Origin of the sequence: Chryseobacterium sp. NRRL B-14798 (assembly GCF_050470705.1) — a bacterium.
Classification (GTDB): Bacteria; Bacteroidota; Bacteroidia; order Flavobacteriales; family Weeksellaceae; genus Chryseobacterium; species Chryseobacterium cupriresistens.
In genome coordinates this window covers 4,179,866-4,201,170 of the sequence record NZ_JBFLUL010000005.1, presented here as the reverse complement: position 1 = coordinate 4,201,170, position 21,305 = coordinate 4,179,866, and the positions used below count along the sequence as shown (strand labels likewise).

The following is a 21,305-nucleotide window of genomic DNA, read 5'->3' as shown; positions in this document are numbered from 1 at the left end:
CAGAAGCCTCTTATACATTGCAATCTCTTAAGCATTAGACTCAACCACCAACCAAAATATAAAGAACAATTACATTCATTATGAACAACTACCAATTTTATAAACAGGAAGGAAACCAATATATTTTTAAAAATCAGCCGGTATTTGTATCCGTGCTTTGTATTATTTTCCTGATTGTAGCAGCATTACTCTTTAATAGCCTAAGAACTTTCAGTTATGTTATTATTGCTACAGTAGTACTTATTATGATCAATTTCTTTACCAAGAAATTCATTATTGATATGGACCGTAAAACAGTTACGGGAAAACACTCCATTTTTGTTCCGGTAAAGACCTATCCCATAGAAAATTTCAGAAATTTTCATGTTTTGGCTACAAAATACATGGGTTTTATCACCACAAATGTAATGTTGTCTATGTATTTTGAAGTAGATGGAAAAGAAAAGCAACTTACCATAGGCCAGGCACTTACTCAGAAAGGAATTCAGAAAATGGTCAATGAGACGGAAGATATAATGAACCTTAATAGTCCTGAGAATGGATATCAGAGACCGTTATAGATTTGAAGAAAACGGAAGTGAAATAAGCTTTATGCCGAATTACAGTTTCCTACGCACTCTGGTATGGTGGCTGGGACTGGGAGTGATTGCACTTCCTGTTATTGTGTATTATTTTATGGATAAGATGTCTGGCGACCAGTTTAAAATAGCAATGGGCTTATGGGCTGTTTATATGATTTATTTCCTGTTTGACCTTCTTTTCATAATTCCTGTGAAATATATTTTTGATAAATCAGAAAAGTGTATTTACAGAAAACTGTTACTTTCCAAAAAGCTGATGAACTTTGATGAAATGACCTATTTTATTAATGATGAAAGAGGTGGGTATTACTATTCCATCGGGAAGAAAAGAAATCAGTTTGTGAAAAACTACAGAATCAGCAATTACTTTTCCGGATCTAAAGCTTCCGAAAGAAGAGAAGATGAATACATCAAAGAAATTTTATCTCCCGTTCTCATCGCTGTTGGAATTCCTTTGAATCAACCGGAACAATAATAATCAGGGTAAAAACTAATACAATGAAGAATGGGTGTATAACCATTCACCTCCTCCGGAAGGGTGGCAAAAATTCAAAGAATTTTTTACGGGGTGGTTGATACATCACAAAAAACAGATTTTCACAAATCTGCCAGCAAAAAACTCCGGCGGTTTCGAAGAAACCGCCGGAGTTTGTCTATATAATACCTTATTTTAAGCTAAAATTCTCTTTACAGCTTCTTTTACTGCAGCCGCGTCAATTTGATACTTTTTCATCAATTCTGCTGGTGTTGCAGACTCTCCGAAAGTATCGTTTACCGCCACAAATTCCTGTTTTGTAGGTCTTCTTCTTGCAAGCATACCTGCAACAGATTCTCCTAAACCGCCAAGATAGTTGTGCTCTTCAGCGGTTACAATTTTACCTGTTTTTTCTACAGATTTTAAAATGATCTCTTCATCAAGAGGCTTGATCGTGTGAATGTTGATCACCTCACAAGAAATACCTTCTTTCTCAAGTTCATCAGCCGCTACAAGAGATTCCCATACAAGATGTCCTGTTGCAACAATCGTTACATCAGTACCTTCCTGAAGCATGATTCCTTTTCCGATTTCGAAAGGCATATCTTCAGGGATGAATACAGGAACCACAGGTCTTCCGAATCTTAAATATACAGGACCTTCAAAATCTGCAATCGCCAGAGTAGCAGCTTTAGTCTGGTTGTAATCACAAGTGTTGATCACGGTCATTCCGGGAAGCATTTTCATCATACCGATATCTTCAAGAACCTGGTGAGTAGCCCCATCTTCTCCTAAAGTAAGACCTGCGTGAGATGCACAGATTTTTACATTTTTGTCAGAATAAGCAATAGACTGACGGATCTGATCATATACTCTTGAAGTAGAGAAGTTCGCGAAAGTTCCTGTAAAAGGAATTTTTCCTGTAATACTAAGACCTGCAGCAATTCCCATCATGTTCGCTTCTGCAATACCGATCTGAAAGAATCTTTCAGGAGCCTTTTCAATGAATTTCTCCATCTTCAAAGAACCGATAAGGTCTGCACAAAGTGCTACTACATTAGGATTTTTGTCCGCTAATTCTGCTAATCCTGCTCCGAATCCTGAACGAGTGTCCTTTTTTTCTGTATATGTATATTTCATTTTTTACTAAAGTTTTTGATCATTGATAAATGATGAGTGATTAATCATATTATAAAGTTCCAGGAGTATCATTTATCAATAATAATTTATCATTTATAATTAATAATCAACCGGAGCTTCCAGGTACAATTGCTTGAATGCCGTGTCTAACTGCTCATCATTAGGAGCTTTACCATGCCACGCATGAGATCCCATCATGTAATCAACTCCGTATCCCATTTCTGTATGAAGAAGGATGGCTACAGGTTTTCCTTTTCCGGTTTCTGTTTTTGCTTTCTCAAGAATTGCAATGACCGCTTCAAGATCATTACCGTTTTTTTCTTCCAAAACAGTCCATCCGAATGCTTCTAGTTTTGCATGAAGATTTCCTAAGCTTAATACATCATCGGTATCTCCGTCAATCTGGCGTCCGTTGTAATCAATAGTAGAAATGATGTTATCTACTTTTTTAGCAGAAGCATACATCAATGCCTCCCAGATCTGACCTTCCTGAAGCTCACCATCTCCGTGAAGAGAGTAAACAAGAGACTGATCACCATCTAATTTTTTACCCTGAGCTACTCCAAGTGCAACAGAAAGCCCTTGTCCAAGAGAACCTGAAGCGATTCTGACTCCCGGAAGTCCTTCATGTGTAGTTGGGTGTCCCTGTAATCTTGAATCTAATTTTCTGAAAGTGCTCAGTTCTTCAACAGGGAAGAAACCAAATCTTGCTAAAGTAGAATAGAATACCGGAGAAATATGTCCGTTTGATAGATAAAAATGATCTTCATTTTTGCCTTCCATTGTGAAAGGAAGCTTATAGTTCATCACTTTACCATAAAGGGCTGTAAAGAATTCTGTACAACCTAAGCTTCCACCCGGGTGTCCTGAATTAACAGCGTGAACCATTCTTAAAATGTCTCTTCTGATCTGCGTAGTAAGAGTCTTTAACTCCTCAATACTTTTACTCATTATATCTGATTTATTTGTATGCGAATTTACAATTTTTTACCGGCTTACGGAAATGCAAAAGCCTGGAGATAAAACTCGGATTTTTGTATGATTTTAATATTTTTCTGCTTTTAACAACCTTCATTAAGGTAAACGGAGATTTCGGTGACTATATTATTAACAAATTTAAAGCTTAACAGCGTTCCTGCCTGGCTGTCTTCAAGATTAAAATAACCGGTGTCTTTAATCGGTTTGCCATTAGAGTCCCAATCCGGGCGTACACTAAAGTTGGGGTAATTTCTGTAGGCATTGATCAGGTCGTCGCGGGTGCTTCCAACTCCGATTCCGCTTTTGGTTTTAAACTTTTTACTAGTTGTTGTCATATAGGTAATTGAAGGAACACTTGGATTGGCCTCATTAATGTAATTATCAAAAAGATCAATCTGTATAGTTTCTCCATTATACTTTACCATGTTTTTTTTCTCTCCACCCGTGTTAACCAGCTTTGTTCCTGCAATTTTTTCGGCTTCAGCCTTCGGCATAAAGACTTTAAACGGCCCGATTCTTAATGTTGATAGTTCAAAATTGTCCTGAGCGCTCATAAAGCTGAATGTTAATAGGAAAGCGAAAAATGAGATAATTTTTTTCATGGTTTTTAGGTTTGTATTTTTTATTTTGATTAATTTTTAATTCTGTTTATTTTATACATTTCAAAGATATTAAAATCGTAAAAGTATCTGTGTAAATAAAAGAAAAAATTATAATTAATTTTTTTTAGCTTAATGCCTTTATACAGGCGAATTTTTACATTTTCTATAGGTTTGTATTTAAATTTTTACTTTTTGTATGTAATAATCTGATTAATTTAATTAATTTTATAATTCCAGATTATTTGAATTATTATTCCTTGGTTAATTATCTTTTAGCTTTGGCCTTATTATTTGAATGAATAAAAATTACAAACCATTATATATGAAAATTAAACAATTATTTTATCTGGGGATATTTATAATATCCGTTTCCTCCGGGAAAGCACAGGATTTTTTTACAGTAATTAGTGAAAGATCCATTAAAGCAGACCCTAAAAACAGAACAGTACAACCGGAAAAGGCACTAACGTACACACTGGATGTAGCCGGAATGAAAAGTTATTTTAATTCCGTTCCGGAGTTAAAAGACAGCGATCGTAAAGACAATGCTCCTATTATTGTTCTGCCAATGCCTGACGGCACCAAAGCAAAATTCAGAATCTGGAAATCTTCAGTGATGGCTCCCGGGTTAGCCAGCCAGTTTCCTCAGATTGTTACTTTTACAGGACAGGGAATTGACGACAAGTACGCCACCATAAAACTGGATTTTACAGAGCTGGGATTCCATGCACAGATAAAATCTATAGTAGCCGGAGATTCTTATATTGACCCCTATGCAAAACAGGATATCAGCAATTATATCATTTATAAAAAAAGTGATTTGATTGATAAAAACCCAAGGTCTTGTGGAGTAAAGGATGAGGACGACTCTCCCCTGGGAAAAAAAAACGCTCAAAAGACCGTAGCACCAAGCGTAGGAAATCAGATTAGAGTTTTCAGACTTGCGGTGGCTTGTACAGGAGAATATGCTGTAGCAGCAACAGGTACCGCCACACCTACTGTAGCACAGACACTTTCAGCCATAGTAACCTCCGTAAACAGGGTGAATGGAGTCTACGAACAGGAAGTTGCTTCAAGATTGGTACTGGTGGATAATGAAGCCAATGTGGTCTTTACAAATGCCGCTACAGATCCGTTTAACGGAAATAACAATGCCAGCACGTTAATTAATGAGAGCCAGACTCAGATTGATTTATTGATAGGAAATGCAAATTATGATATCGGACACACCTTCAGTACGGGTGGCGGAGGATTAGCCGGATTGGGAGTAATCTGTAATGCAACCAATAAAGGAAGAGGGATCACGGGCTCGCCTAATCCTGTTGGAGATCCTTATGATATTGATTATGTAGCCCATGAAGTAGGGCATCAGTTTGGTGGGCCGCATACATTTAATGCCATTACAGGGAGTTGTAATGGTAACCGTAGTGCATCTAATGCTGTAGAACCTGGAAGTGGAATTACCATAATGGCTTACGCCGGAATTTGTGGAAGTACCAATAACCTGGCTCCTAACAGTATTCCGACTTTCCATACCAAATCATATCAGTCTATCACAACAAAAGTTCAGTCAACAACATGTCAGGTTACGCTTCCTGTTAATAATTTTGCTCCAACAGTAAACGCCGGAGGTGATTATACCATCCCGAAGAGTACACCATTCAGATTGGAAGGTTCTGCGACAGATATTGATAATAATCCGCTTACGTACAGCTGGGAGCAGAATGATGTAGGCCCGGCAGGCGACTGGAATGCTCCTACAGGAAATGCACCCCTGTTCAGATCATACGTACCTGTAACCGTTCCTTACAGATATTTCCCAAAACTTACAGATGTAATCAATGGTACGGTTTCCAAAGGAGAAGTTAGACCATCTTATGCAAGAACGATGGAGTTCAGACTGACCGTAAGAGATAATAATGCGGGTTGCGCCGGAGTAGCCAATGATGATGCTGTTATTACCGTTGATGGAAATTCCGGACCTTTCAATGTAACTGCACCTGCTACAGCGGTAAGCTGGGCTGGTAATTCCACTCAGACGGTAACATGGGATGTCGCCAATACAACGGCATTTCCTGTGAATGCTGCTACTGTCAATATTTATCTTTCAACAGACGGCGGTCTTACCTATCCTACACTGATTCTGGCTTCTACTCCGAATGATGGTTCTGAAGCTGTTACTATTCCTAACGTAAATACAACACAGGCAAGAATTATGGTGGCTGCAGAAACGAACGTATTTTACAACATTAACCCTGTCAACTTCACCATTACTCAGACATTGGGTGTGAACGAGACTGCTGCCAATAAAGATGTATTTGTTGTATATCCTAATCCAAGTAAAGGATTATTGAATGTGAAGTTTACCAATTCAAATGAAGTATATGATATTACCGTATACGACGTAAGCGGAAAATTAGTGTTCACTCAGGCAAATAACAAATTGAATTATGATAAAACAGGTACTTTTGACTTGTCTCACCTTGTCCAGGGAGACTATATGATCAAAGTTAAATCTAAGAACTTAGAGAAAACAATTAAGTGGATTAAAGAATAATCTATTTCATTGATTCCAATAAAAAGAAAAAGGCTGTCTTCATTGAAAACAGCCTTTTTTATGTTTTTATAAGTGTTAAACGACTCTTAAGTGCTGCTTGTTTTTTACCAGCCACAGACCAATGAAGGTCAGCAATCCGTTAAGAACAATCAGTTCTACACCGATTCTGTAATCTGTATACGTGGTAACAGCAAGATTGATTAAATAGGTAAGGACAGGGGCAAAAATAGTTACCGCAAGAATTGAATATTTTCTTGAAATCTGGAACCTGGTGAAAATTCCAAAGGCGAAAAGTCCTAAAAGCGGTCCATAGGTATATCCTGCAATTTCCATGATCAGGTACACAATGGATTTATCATTTAATGCCTTGAAAACGATGATCAGAATAAAGAAAACGACAGTGAAAGTTAAATGCACTTTCATACGAAGACGTTTCTTCTCTTTTTCAGTTTTGGTTTTATCCTCATTAAGGTTTAATAAATCTACACAATATGAGCTTGTTACAGCTGTTAAAGCACCGTCTGCAGAAGGAAATAAGGCTGAAATTAATCCGATGATGAAAATAACGGAAATAGCCATAGGAAAATATCCCTGAAGCGATAAAGCCGGGAAAAGATCGTCTCCCATTACATTTTTAATGTTTCCTGAAGGGTCTTTAAATCCGAAAATATTCGTTACCGTTTCACCGTTTATAGTCCCATATTCCGCTCCATGCTGCAGCGCAAAAAGGTATAGCAACCCTCCCAGGAATAAGAATGCAAGGTTCACGATAAGAAGTGTTCCGGCGAAGGTCAGCATATTTTTCTTTGAATTCTTAAGATTGTCTACAGAAATATTCTTCTGCATCATTTCCTGATCCAGCCCTGTCATGGCAATGGTAATGAAAATTCCTCCCAGAATGGTTTTCAGGAAAAAGGTTTTGGAATTAGGATCAAAATTGATGAAATGCGTATAGTTCTTCTGTTCCAGAATCGTATAAGCTTCACCGAATGATAAATTCAGGTTGGATAAAATATAAACAATACATGCTACAAGGCTGATGATCATAAATGAAGTCTGCAGGGTATCTGTAATAACAATCGTTTTTACACCGCCTTCAAAAGTGTACAGAAGTACCATCAGCAGAAGTACAAGGGAAGTTACCCAAAACGGAACTCCCAATCCTTCAAGTAAAAATATCTGTAAAACATTTACTACCAGGTATAATCTTGCGGTAGCTCCAATTGCTCTTGAAATAATAAAAAAGATAGAACCGATTTTATGCGCCTCCACATTGAATCTTTTCCCCAGATACGTATAAATAGAGGTTAGATTCATCTTGTAATAAAGCGGTAAAAGTATCGCTGCTACAATAAAATATCCGATGAAGAAACCGATCACCATCATATAGTACTCAAAACCTCCGTAAATATATTCGGAGCCGGTCATTTTTCCGACGGTTCCCGGAACTGAAATAAAAGTAACCCCGCTTAAGCTGGTTCCTATCATTCCGAATGCTACGAGCCACCATTTACTCTTTTTGTTACCGATAAAAAAAGACTGGTTGTCAGAATTCCGGCTGGTGAAATAAGAAATCACCAAAAGACCGATAAAATAGACGAAAACAAATAACAAAAGGATAGTTCCTGGATTCATTCTTGATTTTTAAATTTTAGCAAATATATAAAAAAGATCAGTCGTGAATCATGAATTTAAAAACCTGTTCATTTCCTGGCAGATTACAATTGTTAATTTACTTTCAGCCAATGTTTTTCATTAAAAATAAAAACCCTTCCAGAGACTGTCCGGAAGGGTTGTATCGTAAGGGTAATACAGTGACTAATTCACTAAAACATCCTGAAGTTCCTCACTTTTCTGGAAACTTGCCTTAGCGAAAGGGCAGAGGGGAATAATCTTCTTGTCATTTTTTCTGGCAAAATCTACGGCTGCCAGAAGCATTTCCTTGCCTACGCCTTTTCCGTTGTAAGCTTCTTCCACCTCGGTGTGGTCTATAATAAATCTTTCTTCTCCGGCCCAGGTATACGTCATCATTCCTGCGCGTCTTCCATCTATGAAAGCTTCAAAACTTCCGTGTTTTTCGTCGTTGTTTTGTTTTACTTCGATCATATTATGAGAATTTAGTTAGTATTTCTATGTCGTTGGTTAATATTTTGTGAACAGGGCATGCGTCTGCAATAGTGTGCAGCCTTTTACGCTGCTCATCATCCAGAATACCTTCAAAGCTGATATCTCTTTTGAAAACAGCTCTTTTTGTTAATGGGAAATTTTCAAGCTCTACTTCTACATTGATGTTTTCCACATCCCATTCTTTTCTTTCAATATACATTCTCAATGTAGCTGCGGTACAGCTTGCCAATGACGTAGCCAAAATTTCCAGCGGATTGAAACCCTTGTTCTGTCCGCCTTTATCAATCGGTTCATCCGTAATGATTGTGTTTTCGCCGGCTGTTACTTCTGTATAATATTTTGTTTTTCCTAAACTTGCCTTTACTGTTACCGCCATTATTTTGCTGTATTGAATTTATAACTTAATGCACCTGATGGGCATAGGTCGATCTGATTTTTTAGTTCTTCGGGACTTGCGTTTTCTGCTTTTATCCAAGGTCTTTCTTTAGGATCGTAGACTTTGGGGAGTGTTTTTACACATATGGCAGAATGGATACATTTTTTAGGCTGCCAGATGACAGTAATGTTTCCGTTAGGATATTCGTGTGTTTCCATATCAATTTTCTTTTAATGTTTTTTCGATTCTTCTGTCCGGAATCAGCCATATAAGAGCCACGATATAATAAAAACCTATGGCAATATAAGGATAAAAAAATGAAGTAGCGATTCCAAGGACATAAAATACAATTGAGATATACTCTTTATATTTCGAGTGGATGGCTTCTTTCAGTTTTGAATCTTCTCCTTCACAGCGGATAATCACATGCTCCAGAATAGTGTAGGCAATGGCCGACATAATGAGCCCTATACCATAGACTGCAACGGGGTTTTTTGCAAAATTTGTCGTCCCGATCCATTCCGTAGCAATTGGCATCAGAGAAAGCCAGAACAGAAGGTGAAGGTTGGCCCAAAGAATGCTGCCATTTACTTTCTTTACTGTCTGGAACAAATGATGATGATTGTTCCAGTAGATTCCTACATAAATAAAACTGAAAATATAAGCCAGAAACTTAGGAAGAAGAGGTTTGACACTGGCCCAGCTATTTCCTTCAGGTACTTTCAGTTCAAGTACCATAATGGTGATAATAATAGCAAGAACACCATCACTAAATGCCTCCAGTCTTCCTTTGTTCATTTACTTTATCTGATTTTTAAAGTTTTGTATTTTACCTTTCAGATCATTCAGCATATCAGGATTGATGACCCCGCTTTCAAGATCAAAATTTTCATAGAATTTTGGCAATGAAAAAGTATCCTTAATGTCTGCTGCAAACTGTGGGAAAAATGTTTTTGCCGTATTCATCACATTTCCGCCGCCATAGCCTCCGGGAGAGGTGCTCATCAGAAGCATTGGTTTATTCTGAAATACTTTTACGTTAATTCTTGAAGCCCAGTCAAAAACATTTTTAAAAGCTGCACTGTAAGAACGGTTGTGCTCAGCAAGCGAGCAGATGATTACATCACATTCCTCAATCGCTTTTAAAAACTTGTGGGCTTCATCCGGAAAACCTTTCTTTTCAAGGTCTACAGAGAAAACAGGCATCGTAAAATCGTTGAGGTCAATCAGATTGATTTCCTCATCCTGAAAATCTTTCAGAACAAATTTTACCAGTTCCCTGTTGATAGACGTGGAAGATGTACTTCCGGCAAATGCTAATATTTTCATAGTTAATAATCTGAACTGAAGTTATTTTCTGTTTAGAATAGCCTTAGGAAGCGGCACATATTCGTTTTCGTCACCAGGAACCAGAGGAAATGCTTCGTGATTCTGATCATTCCAGTTTACCTTTGCCTGATCAATTAATTCCTTGTCAGAGTTAACGAAATTCCAGAATATAAAACGCTCTTCATCGAATGGCTCACCACCAAAAAGATAAACCGTTCCGTTTTCGCTCATTTCAAATTCGCAAAGCTTGGTATCTTTGGCAATCATCAGCTGTTTGGAACCATAAGAGTTTCCATCGGTGGTTACGGTTCCATCCAGAACATACATGGCTGCTTCTCCATAAAGATCTTTTCCAATGCTGATTTTTCTTGCTTCTTTTGTTTTAATTTCAAGGAAAAATAATTTGCTGTGTACCGGAACTGCAGATGTTCTTCCGAATGCTTCACCGGCAATTAATTTATACTGAATACCATCTTCTTCCCAGACCGGAATTTCATCCGCTTCAATATGATGAAAAGTAGGCTCAGACTGCTCAAGATGCTTTGGAAGACCCACCCAGATCTGAAATCCGTGAAGCCTTTTATCACTGTGTCTTAAATATTCAGGCGTTCTTTCTGAATGTACCACTCCTTTTCCGGCAGTCATCCAGTTGACGGCACCCGGTTTTATTTCTATAGCACTTCCAATGCTGTCTCTGTGAAAGATAGACCCTTCCAACAGGTAAGTTAAGGTAGATAATCCGATATGCGGATGTGGCGGAACATCAAGATTCTGATAATCTTTTAATTCTGAAGGCCCCATGTGGTCGATAAAAACAAAAGGTCCAACGGCTCTTTTCTCACGGAAAGGAAGAAGTCTTCCTACCAGGAAATTTCCGATATCTGCTGCTTTTTCTTCAATAATAAGTCCAATATTTGACATAATGATGTGATACTTTTTAAAATGTTATTTAAATAAATTGATGAGTTCTGATGAAGGTTTAAAGTTTGTCGTAGCCTTCAAATCTCTCATCCACGATACGTTTCCATTCAGGGTGTTTCTTAATAAAGGCGAAAACATAAGGACAGAAGGGAAGAAGTTTTTTTCCGCTTTCCTCAATAAAATTCAAAGTTTTTTCTACTACCGCAGCTGCTGCGCCGGTTCCTGCCAGTTCCGGTTCTGCCTCTGTATGTATCAAAGAAATCTGGTGCATGGTTTCACGGTAATCGATGAATGCATAATGTCCGTTGAATTCTATTTCAAATCTTTTTTCGGCTTTTACAAGAGGTATATTTTCAAATTCTGGTTTCATAATATTTGTACTAAGGGTGCTGCATTTCCTATAAATGCAGGAAATTGCTTGTTAAGACAATTAAACCTTATAGGTTCATAAAACCTATAAGGTTTGCCATTATATAAAGTTAATAAAAAAGGAATAATCAAAGATTAAGATAAATTTAAATCTTTTAATCTTCCAGGTATCCGAATTTTCCGGTATTAAAATCCTCAAAAGCCTGCATAATTTCTTCTCTGGAATTCATCACAAAAGGACCATGAGGGTAAATAGGTTCATTGATAGGCTCACCACTGATGATTAAAACAACAGCATCTTCCTTTGCTTCGATGGTAAATGTTTCGCCTTCATTTTTAAACAATACAAAATGATCGGATTTAACATTCTCTTCTCCATTAATAATAATACTTCCCTCAATCACCAAAGCCGCGGTATTGAAATGAGCAGGGAAACTAAATTCTGCTTTTCCTCCTGCTTTAAGTTTTGCGTTCATCATGTGAACCGGAGTGAAAGTGCTTGCAGGTCCTTTATGACCATCATAGTCTCCGGCAATTACTTCAATAAAACCATTATCACCGAGATCAACTCTTTCCATTTTGGAGTTTTCAATAGCCTGGTATTTTGGGCAGCTCATTTTATCTTTTGCCGGAAGATTCACCCAAAGCTGAACCATCTGAAAAATTCCTCCTTCTTTTGCCCATTCTGTTTCATGATATTCCTTGTGAAGAACTCCTTTGGCTGCAGTCATCCACTGAACATCACCTTCTCCGATCACACCGCCGCCGCCAGCGCTGTCATGGTGTTCTACTTTTCCGCTATACGCTATCGTTACTGTTTCAAAACCTCTGTGCGGATGTACTCCTACACCTCTTGGTCTGTCTGAACCATTGAAATGAAATTTTGAATTATAATCAAGCATAATGAACGGATCCATTCTTTTCATATCCAATCCAGGAACTCCCGGAATGAAATTGTGAACCCTGAACCCATCGCCTACAAAGTGCGCAGGTTTTGGAGATACTACGATTTCTATTTTTTTAGTTGCCATCACATTGTTGATTTATGTAAACAAAATTACCATTGTTATATGCGAAAAGCATTGATCTGTGTTAAGTTCGTGGAAAAGGATGAAGCTGCGATCAGATCTGTTTAATCTTCCTTGGACTTCATATTCTTTCCATCCGAAATATGGAGTCTTCTGAACACCAATCCTGATAGAATTGTTAATATTCCTACCGTGAGAAAGGTTAACCGGAAGGCATTATGGATTTCACCATTAATAAGATCTGTATTTTCAAATAACTTTAAAACAATCAGTCCGAAGGCAATTCCGAAGCCTATCGCCAGCTGTTGATTGACTGAGAGTAAAGAGTTTCCGCTGCTGGTCTGAAAGTTACGAAGATCGGCAATAGAAATAGTATTCATGGAAGTGAACTGTATAGAGTTGAAAAAACCTAATATTGCGATGATCGGAACAAACCAGTACAAAGATGTGTGTATATCAGGTATGGCAAGCAGGCATATCAGCGTTCCGATGATGAATGTATTAATCATCAAAGTCTGGCGGTAGCCATATTTATCTAAAATTTTAATAACATATGATTTTCCGAAGATAGCCGTCAAAGCCATAGGAGCAATGATCCAGCCCGAAGTGACTGCAGACTGTTTATAGGCAATCTGAATCATTAGCGGAAGTAATAACGGAACGGAGCTGATTCCCAATCTGGTCGCCAGATTGCCCACAATACCCACACGGAAAGTTCTTACCTGAAACAGATTTAATGGGAAAATAGGATTTCCGCCTCTTTTTGCATGTTTATAATAATAGTACAGGAACAAAAATCCCATGATAAATACCAATAAGACAGGTGTGATATTCTGAATGTCTCCGAAAAGTTCCAGTGAAACAGAAAGCAGGAGAGAGGCTGCGGCAAAAATCAGGAAACCCTTTAAATCAAAATCAACATCATCGGATTTATAATTGGGCATGAATTTTAATCCTAAAAGAATTCCCAGAACTCCAATCGGAATATTGATCAGGAATATCCAGTGCCATGAAAGATAATCTACCATATAACCTCCGACCAATGGTCCCAATACAGGTCCGATAAGAGCAGGAATGATGGCAAAGTTCATGGCTTTGAGCAGTTCGTTTTTATCAAATGTTTTAATGAGTGCCAGTTTTCCGACAGGAGTCATCAGGCTTCCTCCAACTCCCTGAACGACCCTTGAAATAACAAGATGGGTGAGGTTTTGAGACAAAGAACAAAATAGCGAGCCCAGACTGAATAATACCAGAGAAAATATAAATATTTTTTTTGTTCCAAACCGGTCGGCAAGAAATCCGCTGGCGGGCATAAAAACAGCAAGGGTTAGAACATAACTGATGATAGCGTTCTGCATATTGAGCGGAGACTCATTCAGATCTTTTGCAATAGCAGGCAGGGAAGTATTCAGAATCGTGGAATCCAGCATTTGCATGAAAATAGCAGTGGCCAGAATTAAGGGAAGTATTTTTTTTACGGAGGTCTGTTGTGTATTTGCTTCTGTCATTTTGTACCGGCTGGGTTATAAAAAATCCCCAGACTTATTTGATTTGAAGAACCGCTTACTCTAAGCGTTTTGATTCTTAGATAAAGAAATCCATATAAAATTAAAAAAGTCCTGTGAAATTTCACAGGACTTTTTGATTTATTTTCTAGGCTTTTCTACTCCTTTCCATTCATCACCGGCTTTTCTGTACTGGCTTAAAGTGAAAGTTTTGAAATCCTTTGTTTTGTATTCGATGTTATCGGTATTCTGTTCAAAAGGCATGATATAATAATATTCGATATCCGTTTTGTCAGACTTGTTCCCTTTTTTTACAGTAGGAACATATTTTGAGAATTTATAGCTTGGAAGATATTGTCTTAATCTGGTATAAAAAGCTTTGTCTTCTTTTTCGCTAGGAATGATATCTACAATATTAAGATCATCTTTTTTCTTGTCAATCCAGAGATAATAGGTTTTTTCTTCTCCTATATTTCTGTTGAACGAGTTGAAAGCAAATAATTCCTTTGGTACAAGCTCTTTGATTTTTTCCGGATCAACCTTAGTATAATATTGCCCTTTTGAAGGATCTACATACGTTTCAAGATTGTACATTAATACAGAATTGTTTTCAAATTTTTTATTTTTAAAATATTGATTTAATGATAATTCTGCAGTTGCTCTCAGTTCTTTGCCTCTTGCATCCAGTTTTTTGGTCGGATTCTGAGGGTTTACGTATTTTACAAATTCATATAAAACGACAGGTTTTATATCTTTAAGGTGAGGATAAGTTTTCAGTTGCTCTGCTTTTACCAGCCAGTAGAATTGTTGATAGTAGTCATCCTTATCCTGGTCTTTCACACTCTTATAAGCCAAAGCAAGCTTCTTTGAATTCAGATATTTGCCATATTTCCCTTGTCCAAAAGCAAAACTAATCGCTAATAAGGCAAATAAAACAGTAAGGTTTCTTCTCATTTTTTTATAATTGATATTTTCGTTTTCCAAATATAATTATTTATTAGATATTATTTTGGATTGTGAGTTAAATTATGCCATATTGTTATTGTTAATTCAAGAAAAAATCCTGTATTGCTACAGGATTGATAAATTATAACAGAAGGAGTTATACGTTTGAATGTGAAAAATATACATGTCATTAGTGAATTTTGCTTTGCAAGTGAATAATAAACCTGTAATCCCGTAACCCGAATCCCGCAACAAATTGACAAGCGAAGCGAATTGACGATTGACTATTCATCATCCCTTCCTAATATGAAGTTTCATGTACCTTCACCGCTCTTCCACTTGGATCATTCATTTTTTTGAACGCTTCATCCCATTCCAGAGCAATAGGAGTGGAGCATGCAACAGAAGGAACTGATGGAACGGTAGCAGCTGCAGTTTCACTCGGGAAATGTTCTTCAAAAATAGTTCTGTATCGGTATTCTTCTTTGTTCTGAGGTGTGTTTAGCGGGAATCTGAATCTTGCATTCGCCATCATTTCGTCTGTTACTTCTCTTTCAGCTACCTCTTTTAAGGTATCTATCCATGAATATCCCACACCATCCGAGAACTGTTCTTTCTGTCTCCAGACAATAGAATCTGGAAGAAGGTCTTCAAAAGCTTTTCTCAATACCCATTTTTCAATTTTTCCTTCAGCAGTACTGATCATTTTATCCTGAGGGTTAATCGTCATTGCAATATCCATGAATTCTTTGTCAAGGAAAGGAACTCTTCCTTCAATTCCCCAGCTCATCAACGCTTTGTTGGCTCTTAAACAGTCATAAAGGTGAAGTTTGCCCAGTTTTCTCACTGTTTCATCGTGGAATTCTTTTGCATCAGGCGCCTTATGGAAATACAAATAGCCGCCGAACAATTCATCAGAACCTTCTCCTGAAAGAACCATTTTAATCCCCATAGATTTGATCACTCTTGCTAAAAGGTACATTGGGGTGGATGCTCTGATGGTGGTAACATCATAGGTTTCAAGGTGGTAAATAACGTCACGTACAGCGTCCAGTCCTTCCTGTACGGTAAAGTTAACCTCATGGTGTACAGATCCGATGTGTTCTGCAGCTTTCTGAGCTGCTGCCAGATCGGGAGAACCAACCAATCCTACGGCGAAACTGTGAAGTCTCGGATACCACGCTTCCTGTGTATCGCCGCTTTCAATTCTCTGGCGGGCAAATTTTGCAGTAATAGCGGAAATGACCGATGAATCTAAACCTCCCGAAAGAAGTACTCCATAAGGAACATCACTCATCAGTTGTCTGTGAACGGCATCTTCTAGACCTTTTCTCAGTTTTGAAATATCAGTTTCATTGTCTTTTACATGATCAAAGCTGTCCCAGTCTCTTGTGTACCATTGCTGAAGCTCAGCGCCATCTTTGCTGTAAACGAAATGACCGGGCAGGAATGTTTCTATTTTTTTACATACCCCTTCAAGAGCTTTTAATTCTGAAGCGACATAATAGTTTCCGTTTTTGTCCCAACCCTGATAAAGCGGGCAGATTCCCATATGATCGCGGGCAATAAGATAAACATCATTTTCAGTATCATATAAAGCGAAGGCAAAAATTCCGTTGAGTTTCTCTACGAAATCTTTTCCATATTTTCTGTATAGTGCAAGGATCACCTCACAGTCCGACTGAGTCTGAAACTCATAATCAGGAAATTCTACTTTTAATTCTCTATGGTTGTAGATTTCACCGTTTACGGCTAATACTACTTTTCCGTCTTTCGTAAATAAAGGTTGTTTCCCAGAAGTTGGATCTACAATGGCAAGTCTTTCATGAGAAAAAATGACTTTCTCATCCTGGAAAACTCCACTCCAATCCGGTCCTCTGTGACGGATTTTTTTTGACATTTCCAATACCTGAGGTCTTAATACTTCAGTTTTTTGCTTGGCGTCAAATAAACATACAATTCCACACATAATTTTTTATTATTTATGAGACAAAAGTAGAAGTGATGTTTATAAATAACAATTAAAAATGTTTAAATGAGAAAATTTTTAATCAATTTATGTTTTGAAGTTAAAAATTTTAACTATTTATTTGAATTATGATGTTTTTGATTAATTTTTTTCGTCGCGACTAAAATTGCATAATCTCCATACGAAATAAAAATAACATATTTATTAATCTATGGTAAGTAATTATATGAATTTTACCCCTTACTTTGTGGCTCGAAATAATTTTTTTTCATCATTTGTGTTTTTACCTTCTTGCAATTCTCATGCAAGAAGGTTTTGTTTTTATTGAGCCCCCAGTAATACTCCGGAAACATTCCATGAACTGAAGCTTGTTCCTTCCGTAGGACCTTGTGGAATTTTTACCTGAATCGTATGCTTTCCTGCTTTCAGATCTCCAAGAGGAATGAAATCAGGATTGGTAACCGTTCCCGGGCACCAGTTTGATCTGCTGAGGTCTGATGACGAAAGACCATCCTGGAAATTTCCGGAGGCTGGATTGTATAAACGATACGAGCCACAATCTGTTCTCCATGGGATAAATGAAAATACAGGATTTCCATCCATCAATATAGAATTGGCTTTTGGAACAAATTCATCACCATTTTCCCAACCGCCATGTCCTGTTGTGGTATATCTTAGCTGAGCGTTTTTCAGATCTTTATCCAAAGTGAAATCAACGAGTAGACCTTTGTCCTGACTGAACATAGTAGAATAGTCCTGTCCGGCCATTTCCATAATGTTTAAAGTGTTGAATAACGGGATGGCTACATTATTTTTATTAACGTTTTGATCGCTTTTATGAATCGTAATATCAAGACTTACTTTGTGTCCTCCTTTATCATAATTTCCAATAAAAGTTCCTATCCAAAGCTCTTTTCCGGATAGAGCAGGCTTCAATTCTGTAATATCCTGCCGGTAAGGGCTGATGGTCTGCCAGTCTTTTCCCTTAAGCTGAATATGATTAAATTTCTGAATGCCAAAAGCGGTAAAGAACCGCATCATTTCCATGGCAGGGCTGTAACTGTCGGTAGCCGTTACCCCGTAATATTGTTTTCCATTTCCGTTTTCGTAAAGAGGAAGTGTTTTTGCCCCCTTTTCCAGGCCGTCAAAAAAAGACTTTTCTTTATCCTGCGGAATGAAAAATACAGTTCCGGTTCTGTCATAGGCATCACCATTTGATTGCTGTTTTAGTTCTGCAAAAATAGTCTCTCCTTCTGTAATAGCAGGAAATTTTACTTTTTTTAGGATAATAGTTCCCTTGGCGTATCTTTTTATTTGGCCGTCAGATTTTGAGGCATCAGAGAAATTGATGATTTCGTTTTCAAAAACATTCAGCGTGGTAAATCTGCTTTTCCACAGGAGATCTTTATATCCCAGCTGATCGGTTATTTGTATGTTTCCTTTCAATATGTTTTCAATCCCTGTGTTCTTTATTTTTTTGATTGAAGCGGCAGTCGTTAAAGAGTTCTTATTTCTTTCCACTTCCAGAACTAATCCTAAATTCTGCCCCAATACAGATGGGCCGCCTTTTAGTTTCAGATCATTCGTATACCAGACTTCAATGGTATTTGAATTGATTTTCGTAAAGGCTTTTTTACAGTTGTACCCTAAGATCTTTTTCGTTTCATTAGTCAGTTCAAAATCCTGTTTTCCTACAGATTCAGCATCTGAGGTTGAGATGATTGAGCCGGGTTTTAAAAAGGCATAAGAAACTATAGTATTGGATGGCTTTTCCACCTTAGTGATTTCATAAGGATAGCTGCTTTTTTGTTCTTTGATCGTGCTGTTAAGAATGAAGTTTTCTTTTTCATTGACCCAGATAATTGTAGAAGGCTGATCTGTTAATGCTTTTCCGTTATAAGAACTGGAGTACTGAATTTCATAGGTCTGTGCAGAAAACAGACAATATAAAAAAACAGCCAGAAAATTGAAGACAAGTCTTGTATGCATAAATAAATGAGTTTACTGCAAAGTTACTCTTAACTTCTCACAGCGTCAAACCGGTTTAATCTATACAGTTAGTAGAAAACGTACTGTAAATGTTACAAAAAATGTTACATTTTTTTTTGAAAGATTTAAATAAAAAAAACTACTCCGGAAAATAGAGTAGTTTAGTGTATTGTTGTTGGATTTAAATTAAGAAATTCTCTCAATCAAAGCCATATAGAATCCGTCATACCCTTCGCTAGGCATTACTTTTTCATCTTTAATCATCTTGAATCCAGGATTGTTTTTGATGAACTCATCTACCTGAAGATTGTTTTCAGATGGAAGGATAGAACAGGTAGCGTATACCATTTTTCCTCCTTTTTTAAGCATTTTAGAATAGTCCTGAAGAATTTGTTGTTGTTCCTTTTTAATTCTGTCAATAAAGTCCTGATCAATTTTCCACTTGCTGTCCGGGTTTCTTTTCAAAACACCAAGACCTGAACATGGTGCATCAATCAGAAGTCTGTCAGCCTTTTCATGAAGTCGTTTGATCACCTTGTTATCGGAAATCATACGGGTTTCAATGTTGTGTGCTCCGGCTCTTTTGGCACGACGCTTCAGTTCTGCAAGCTTCCATTCAAAGATGTCTAATGCTACGATCTGACCTTTGTTTTTCATTAATGCGGCTAAGTGCAATGTTTTTCCTCCTGCACCTGCACATGCGTCTACTACTCTTTGTCCTTCTTTTACATCAAGAAAATACCCGATTTTCTGAGAAGAAGCATCCTGAACTTCAAATAATCCTTCTTTGAAAGCGGTAGTAAGGAAAACATTTTTCTTTTCTTCCAGCTGAACAGCATCAGGATAACCTTTAACAGGATAAGAAACAACACCCTCATCTGAAAGATCAGAGATAAGTTCTTTAGTGGTTGTTCTTAAAGAGTTTGCTCGTAAAACCGTAGGAGCCTGCTCGTTTAAGGCAATCATTTCTCTTTCCCAGCTGGCACCAAGTTCTTTTTCAAGAGTTTCAGCCAGCCATTCAGGAATAGAGTGTTCTATTGCTTTTGTAGGAACAGTATTCTTTTTAAGTTTGGTAAGAATATCGGCGATTTTGATTCCGTCAAATTCTTCGAATTTTTTATAATTGGTTTTACTCCAGAGTAAATACGCAATAATCAGTTTGTAGATATTGTTGGGTTTTACACCTTCACCCATATAGTATTCAAGGCGTTTCTTCCAACGGATAATATTGTAAAAAATTTCAGAAACAACAGCTCTGTCCTGGCTTCCCCATTTTCTGTTTGCTTTCAAAAGTCTTTCAATAACTTTATCGGCATATTTGTTTTTCTCAAAAAATGTCTCCTGTAAGGCATCGTGAATTCCGATTGCCAAGTTTCTGTGAATAAGTTCCATAAATTTGCTTCGCTGTTTGAATCTGCAAAAATACGACTTTTAATTGAGAGTTTGGAATTTGGGGTGGGAGAGTTGATGAAGGGTTGTTAATTGTGAATGATCAATTCGCTTCGCTTGTGAATTTTCGGTTTCCGGTTGAGAGGTTTGAGTAATTATATATTGTACAGATCAGTTTTCTAATGGAAGGTTGCGCATTCACGATTCACTTTGCAAAGCAAAAACTGACTATTGACAATCTGAGATTCAGTAGTGAATGGCCTGTATGTTTATTAATTTTTTACATGGTAGAAATAAATTTTAATGCTGAATTGTAAAGATTTTCCGATTATTTATATTTTTTATTTGTTGACGATAGCCTTTTCTCTAAGACAGATAAACCTGTGTTTTTTGCTTAATGAAAAATATTTGCTGACAAAATATACACTGTTTATTACTATACTTTATTTTCTTTGCAGCAAGTTTATTTAATTTGTGTTAATTCACCTATATGTGTAAAATTAACAGGAGCTTATGATCTACTATACTGAGCTTTATCTATTGACTTCAACCTCTAAAAAGTTCTACCTTTGCAAAAAATAAAAATATGAGTGACACAGTAATTTGTCCAAAATGCAGCTCTGAGTTTACATACCCGAGCGATAATATGATGGTATGTTCCCAGTGTTTCTACGAATGGGATCCGGCAGAAGCCGCTGCTGAAGCCGCAAATGAAGGAAAAATCCTGGATTCCAACGGAAATGAACTTCAGGATGGTGATTCTGTAGTGGTAATAAAAGATTTACCTGTAAAGGGAGCACCAAAACCGGTAAAAGCCGGAACTAAAGTGAAAAATATCCGTTTGAGACCGGGAAGTGATCACAATATTGACTGTAAAATTGATGGTTTCGGAGCAATGGCTCTTAAGTCAGAATTTGTAAAGAAAGCATAAGAAAACTTTGTTTTTCTATGCCCTGAAAATAAAGAAAAGGAAAAAATTGGACAGTGTAATCTTTCAACAGACTTAATTGCAAGATTGCTAATGT

21 protein-coding genes are annotated in these 21,305 nt (G+C 37.2%); 4 read left to right on the top strand and 17 right to left on the bottom strand.

Translation table 11 applies throughout. The features are described 5' to 3' along the window. Positions 1 to 80: 80 nt before the first annotated feature. Together AB1278_RS19215 and AB1278_RS19210 are read left to right on the top strand one after the other, a co-directional pair. Positions 81 to 560 carry a hypothetical protein gene (locus AB1278_RS19215; protein ID WP_202843373.1) on the top strand — a complete coding sequence of 160 codons (480 nt, stop codon included), beginning with the start codon at positions 81 to 83 and terminating at the stop codon, positions 558 to 560. Further along, positions 538 to 1,056 (top strand): hypothetical protein, encoded by a 519-nt coding sequence (locus AB1278_RS19210; protein WP_238349698.1) that lies wholly within the window; start codon positions 538 to 540, stop codon positions 1,054 to 1,056. Before AB1278_RS19215 ends, AB1278_RS19210 begins: the two co-directional genes overlap by 23 nt. A gap of 195 nt (positions 1,057 to 1,251) precedes the next feature. Here AB1278_RS19210 and AB1278_RS19205 read toward each other — a convergent pair whose 3' ends face one another. The 3 genes from AB1278_RS19205 to AB1278_RS19195 all read right to left on the bottom strand — a co-directional run bounded on the left by AB1278_RS19205 (position 1,252) and on the right by AB1278_RS19195 (position 3,776). Further along, positions 1,252 to 2,196, bottom strand: a complete 945-nt coding sequence (locus AB1278_RS19205) for a transketolase family protein (RefSeq protein ID WP_110010857.1) — start codon at positions 2,194 to 2,196, stop codon at positions 1,252 to 1,254. A gap of 99 nt (positions 2,197 to 2,295) precedes the next feature. Beyond that, the gene (locus AB1278_RS19200; RefSeq protein WP_429817401.1) at positions 2,296 to 3,180 is read right to left on the bottom strand and encodes a transketolase; all 885 of its coding nucleotides are present in this window, start codon (positions 3,178 to 3,180) and stop codon (positions 2,296 to 2,298) included. 77 nt (positions 3,181 to 3,257) lie between these two features. Then, complete coding sequence (locus AB1278_RS19195) at positions 3,258 to 3,776, bottom strand: hypothetical protein (RefSeq protein WP_110010859.1); 519 nt, start codon at positions 3,774 to 3,776, stop codon at positions 3,258 to 3,260. Between the two features lie 322 nt (positions 3,777 to 4,098). On the opposite strand from AB1278_RS19195, the gene AB1278_RS19190 reads away from it, so the two are divergent. Further along, a complete protein-coding gene (locus tag AB1278_RS19190) occupies positions 4,099 to 6,333 on the top strand; it encodes a reprolysin-like metallopeptidase (protein ID WP_429816401.1) in 2,235 nt (744 codons plus the stop codon). Positions 6,334 to 6,408: 75 nt separating this feature from the next. On the opposite strand, the gene AB1278_RS19185 is transcribed toward AB1278_RS19190, so the two are convergent. From AB1278_RS19185 to AB1278_RS19120, 14 genes are all read right to left on the bottom strand, one after another. Beyond that, positions 6,409 to 7,968 carry a sodium:solute symporter gene (locus AB1278_RS19185; protein WP_411414296.1) on the bottom strand — a complete coding sequence of 520 codons (1,560 nt, stop codon included), beginning with the start codon at positions 7,966 to 7,968 and terminating at the stop codon, positions 6,409 to 6,411. A gap of 183 nt (positions 7,969 to 8,151) precedes the next feature. Next, a complete protein-coding gene (locus AB1278_RS19180; protein WP_171006298.1) occupies positions 8,152 to 8,439 on the bottom strand; it encodes a GNAT family N-acetyltransferase in 288 nt (95 codons plus the stop codon). Between the two features lies 1 nt (position 8,440). Continuing rightward, positions 8,441 to 8,836: an OsmC family protein gene (locus AB1278_RS19175; RefSeq protein WP_202843365.1), complete on the bottom strand. Its 396-nt coding sequence runs from the start codon at positions 8,834 to 8,836 to the stop codon at positions 8,441 to 8,443. After that, complete coding sequence (locus tag AB1278_RS19170; RefSeq protein WP_120233505.1) at positions 8,836 to 9,054, bottom strand: (4Fe-4S)-binding protein; 219 nt, start codon at positions 9,052 to 9,054, stop codon at positions 8,836 to 8,838. The genes AB1278_RS19175 and AB1278_RS19170 overlap by 1 nt, the downstream gene beginning before the upstream one ends. A gap of 1 nt (position 9,055) precedes the next feature. Then, complete coding sequence (locus AB1278_RS19165; protein WP_062675413.1) at positions 9,056 to 9,634, bottom strand: TMEM175 family protein; 579 nt, start codon at positions 9,632 to 9,634, stop codon at positions 9,056 to 9,058. Then, positions 9,635 to 10,165, bottom strand: a complete 531-nt coding sequence (locus AB1278_RS19160) for an NADPH-dependent FMN reductase (protein ID WP_429816395.1) — start codon at positions 10,163 to 10,165, stop codon at positions 9,635 to 9,637. A gap of 21 nt (positions 10,166 to 10,186) precedes the next feature. Beyond that, a complete protein-coding gene (locus AB1278_RS19155; protein ID WP_429816393.1) occupies positions 10,187 to 11,086 on the bottom strand; it encodes a pirin family protein in 900 nt (299 codons plus the stop codon). A gap of 58 nt (positions 11,087 to 11,144) precedes the next feature. Beyond that, positions 11,145 to 11,456 (bottom strand): GNAT family N-acetyltransferase, encoded by a 312-nt coding sequence (locus AB1278_RS19150; protein WP_110010867.1) that lies wholly within the window; start codon positions 11,454 to 11,456, stop codon positions 11,145 to 11,147. Between the two features lie 154 nt (positions 11,457 to 11,610). Further along, entirely contained in the window at positions 11,611 to 12,486 is an 876-nt protein-coding gene (locus tag AB1278_RS19145) for a pirin family protein (RefSeq protein WP_202843357.1), read from the bottom strand. Between the two features lie 101 nt (positions 12,487 to 12,587). Next, entirely contained in the window at positions 12,588 to 13,991 is a 1,404-nt protein-coding gene (locus AB1278_RS19140; RefSeq protein WP_202843355.1) for an MFS transporter, read from the bottom strand. 138 nt (positions 13,992 to 14,129) lie between these two features. Further along, positions 14,130 to 14,972: a hypothetical protein gene (locus AB1278_RS19135; RefSeq protein ID WP_227944262.1), complete on the bottom strand. Its 843-nt coding sequence runs from the start codon at positions 14,970 to 14,972 to the stop codon at positions 14,130 to 14,132. 262 nt (positions 14,973 to 15,234) lie between these two features. Continuing rightward, positions 15,235 to 16,902, bottom strand: coding sequence for an asparagine synthase B (asnB, locus tag AB1278_RS19130; protein ID WP_202843353.1), 1,668 nt, complete (start codon positions 16,900 to 16,902; stop codon positions 15,235 to 15,237). A 321-nt stretch (positions 16,903 to 17,223) separates the two neighbouring features. After that, entirely contained in the window at positions 17,224 to 18,891 is a 1,668-nt protein-coding gene (locus AB1278_RS19125; protein WP_429816388.1) for a GLPGLI family protein, read from the bottom strand. A 186-nt stretch (positions 18,892 to 19,077) separates the two neighbouring features. Further along, positions 19,078 to 20,283, bottom strand: a complete 1,206-nt coding sequence (locus AB1278_RS19120) for an RsmB/NOP family class I SAM-dependent RNA methyltransferase (protein ID WP_062675404.1) — start codon at positions 20,281 to 20,283, stop codon at positions 19,078 to 19,080. Positions 20,284 to 20,866: 583 nt separating this feature from the next. On the opposite strand from AB1278_RS19120, the gene AB1278_RS19115 reads away from it, so the two are divergent. After that, complete coding sequence (locus AB1278_RS19115; protein WP_062675403.1) at positions 20,867 to 21,211, top strand: zinc ribbon domain-containing protein YjdM; 345 nt, start codon at positions 20,867 to 20,869, stop codon at positions 21,209 to 21,211. Positions 21,212 to 21,305: the final 94 nt, after the last annotated feature.

What these genes read in the sequence shown, in the direction of transcription:
- AB1278_RS19145 (WP_202843357.1), bottom strand. Translation starts at nt 12,486, where the DNA reads ATGGCAACTAAAAAAATAGAAATCGTAGTATCTCCAAAACCTGCGCAC.
- AB1278_RS19120 (WP_062675404.1), bottom strand. Translation starts at nt 20,283, where the DNA reads ATGGAACTTATTCACAGAAACTTGGCAATCGGAATTCACGATGCCTTA.
- AB1278_RS19185 (WP_411414296.1), bottom strand. Translation starts at nt 7,968, where the DNA reads ATGAATCCAGGAACTATCCTTTTGTTATTTGTTTTCGTCTATTTTATC.
- AB1278_RS19160 (WP_429816395.1), bottom strand. Translation starts at nt 10,165, where the DNA reads ATGAAAATATTAGCATTTGCCGGAAGTACATCTTCCACGTCTATCAAC.
- AB1278_RS19165 (WP_062675413.1), bottom strand. Translation starts at nt 9,634, where the DNA reads ATGAACAAAGGAAGACTGGAGGCATTTAGTGATGGTGTTCTTGCTATT.
- AB1278_RS19155 (WP_429816393.1), bottom strand. Translation starts at nt 11,086, where the DNA reads ATGTCAAATATTGGACTTATTATTGAAGAAAAAGCAGCAGATATCGGA.
- AB1278_RS19115 (WP_062675403.1), top strand. Translation starts at nt 20,867, where the DNA reads ATGAGTGACACAGTAATTTGTCCAAAATGCAGCTCTGAGTTTACATAC.
- AB1278_RS19170 (WP_120233505.1), bottom strand. Translation starts at nt 9,054, where the DNA reads ATGGAAACACACGAATATCCTAACGGAAACATTACTGTCATCTGGCAG.
- AB1278_RS19195 (WP_110010859.1), bottom strand. Translation starts at nt 3,776, where the DNA reads ATGAAAAAAATTATCTCATTTTTCGCTTTCCTATTAACATTCAGCTTT.
- AB1278_RS19150 (WP_110010867.1), bottom strand. Translation starts at nt 11,456, where the DNA reads ATGAAACCAGAATTTGAAAATATACCTCTTGTAAAAGCCGAAAAAAGA.
- AB1278_RS19210 (WP_238349698.1), top strand. Translation starts at nt 538, where the DNA reads ATGGATATCAGAGACCGTTATAGATTTGAAGAAAACGGAAGTGAAATA.
- AB1278_RS19175 (WP_202843365.1), bottom strand. Translation starts at nt 8,836, where the DNA reads ATGGCGGTAACAGTAAAGGCAAGTTTAGGAAAAACAAAATATTATACA.
- AB1278_RS19205 (WP_110010857.1), bottom strand. Translation starts at nt 2,196, where the DNA reads ATGAAATATACATATACAGAAAAAAAGGACACTCGTTCAGGATTCGGA.
- AB1278_RS19140 (WP_202843355.1), bottom strand. Translation starts at nt 13,991, where the DNA reads ATGACAGAAGCAAATACACAACAGACCTCCGTAAAAAAAATACTTCCC.
- AB1278_RS19215 (WP_202843373.1), top strand. Translation starts at nt 81, where the DNA reads ATGAACAACTACCAATTTTATAAACAGGAAGGAAACCAATATATTTTT.
- AB1278_RS19180 (WP_171006298.1), bottom strand. Translation starts at nt 8,439, where the DNA reads ATGATCGAAGTAAAACAAAACAACGACGAAAAACACGGAAGTTTTGAA.
- AB1278_RS19125 (WP_429816388.1), bottom strand. Translation starts at nt 18,891, where the DNA reads ATGCATACAAGACTTGTCTTCAATTTTCTGGCTGTTTTTTTATATTGT.
- asnB (WP_202843353.1), bottom strand. Translation starts at nt 16,902, where the DNA reads ATGTGTGGAATTGTATGTTTATTTGACGCCAAGCAAAAAACTGAAGTA.
- AB1278_RS19190 (WP_429816401.1), top strand. Translation starts at nt 4,099, where the DNA reads ATGAAAATTAAACAATTATTTTATCTGGGGATATTTATAATATCCGTT.